This window comes from Pantoea sp. GM01 (genome assembly GCF_000282675.1).
GTDB lineage: Bacteria > Pseudomonadota > Gammaproteobacteria > Enterobacterales > Enterobacteriaceae > Pantoea > Pantoea nemavictus.
The window spans coordinates 1-1,492 of sequence record NZ_AKIU01000021.1; the positions used below are offsets into that span (position 1 = coordinate 1).

Below are 1,492 nucleotides of genomic sequence, written 5' to 3' on the forward strand. Positions count from 1 at the left end.
TGGCTGGCGCTGCAAAAAGCCATAGACAGCTACGTTCCAAAACCGGCACCCAAGCCTAAGCCTGTACCGAAAATCATACGTCTCGACAGCATGTCGCTGTTCGACTCCGGCAAATTTGCACTGAAAGAGGGTTCAACCCGCTTCCTGGTAAATTCGCTGGTGGGTATCAAAGCGCGTCCAGGCTGGTTGATCGTGGTCAGCGGCCATACCGATAACACCGGCAATCCGCCGCTGAACCAGACGCTGTCACTGAAACGTGCGGAAGCGGTGCGTGACTGGATGCGAGATACCGGTGATGTGCCGGAAAGTTGTTTTGCAGTGCAGGGTTATGGCGAGAGCCGCCCGATTGAGAGTAACGATACGGCGGAAGGGCGTGCGCTCAATCGTCGTGTCGAAATCAGTCTGGTACCGCAGGCGGATGCCTGCAATGTGCCGGACACAACCTTGCCGTCATCACAGGATGATGACGGTTCTGAAAACTGAAAGGAGAAATCCCAATGGCAATTCCTGTTTATCTCTGGCTGAAGGACGACGGCGGCGCGGACATCAAGGGTTCTGTTGATGTGAAGGATCGCGAAGGCAGCATTGAAGTGGTGGCACAGGAACACAACCTGTACATCCCGACCGACAACAACACCGGCAAACTGACCGGCACGCGCATTCACACGCCGTTCCTGTTCACCAAGGAAATCGACTCGTCCAGCCCGTACCTCTACAAAGCGGTCACCACCGGCCAGACGCTGAAGTCGGCGGAGTTCAAATGGTACCGCATCAGCGATGCCGGCCAGGAAGTGGAGTACTTCAACACCAAGCTGGAGAACGTGAAGGTGGTGAAGGTCAATCCGATCATGCATGACGTCAAAGACCCGTCGAAAGAGAAGCACAACCATCTGGAGCAGATTGAGTTGCGCTACGAAAAAATCACCTGGACCTATAAAGACGGCAACATTATTCATTCCGATTCGTGGAACGAACGCGCCACAGCCTGATTACGCGTCATATTTCGCGCCGCAGGTGCGTTGGCTGCGCTCGCGCACCCCGGTCACTTACTTATGTAAGCTCCCGGGGCTGCACTCGCTTGCCGCCTTCCTGCGACACGAACTATTTAGCGTAATCCCTCCGCCGGGCGGAGATTTTTACACCCGCCGGATCGTAGGGTCGCCATTTATGGCGACCTTAATACCCACCACGCCAGATGCCTGGTGATTTCATCTTCGACGGGTGAAACCACAAGTCATTTCCACCTCAGACCTGCTGACCTTATGCGCTTCGGTTCACGGCGAGGGGCGGTAGCGTGCCCCCAATCAGGAGAATTTTGCTATGGATAGTCAGTCAGCCGCCTTGCTGCGTCGTCTTAACCCATTCTGCGCCCAGGCGCTTGAGGCTGCCGCGTCGCTGTGCCAGACCCGTGCGCACGCTGAAATCCAGCCGGAGCACTGGCTGCTCAAGCTGCTGGAGCAGGGCGAGGGCGACATCACCGTCATCGCGCGCC

At 56.6% G+C, this 1,492-nt stretch carries 3 protein-coding genes; all 3 read left to right on the forward strand.

Annotated features, from left to right (window positions below; all coding sequences use genetic code 11):
* The coding region (locus PMI17_RS04140) for an OmpA family protein (RefSeq protein ID WP_007886475.1) at positions 1-483 on the forward strand (483 nt) is incomplete at its 5' end.
* Between the two features lie 14 nt (positions 484-497).
* On the forward strand, positions 498-989 hold the full coding sequence (gene hcp / locus PMI17_RS04145) for a type VI secretion system effector Hcp (RefSeq protein ID WP_007886476.1): 492 nt from the start codon (positions 498-500) through the stop codon (positions 987-989).
* A 331-nt stretch (positions 990-1,320) separates the two neighbouring features.
* Positions 1,321-1,492, forward strand: a 172-nt coding sequence (locus PMI17_RS25320; RefSeq protein ID WP_007886477.1) for a Clp protease N-terminal domain-containing protein, incomplete at its 3' end; no start/stop codon positions are given.

Excerpts from the sequence above, each read along its gene's own strand:
- hcp (WP_007886476.1), top strand. The coding sequence starts at position 498 with ATGGCAATTCCTGTTTATCTCTGGCTGAAGGACGACGGCGGCGCGGAC.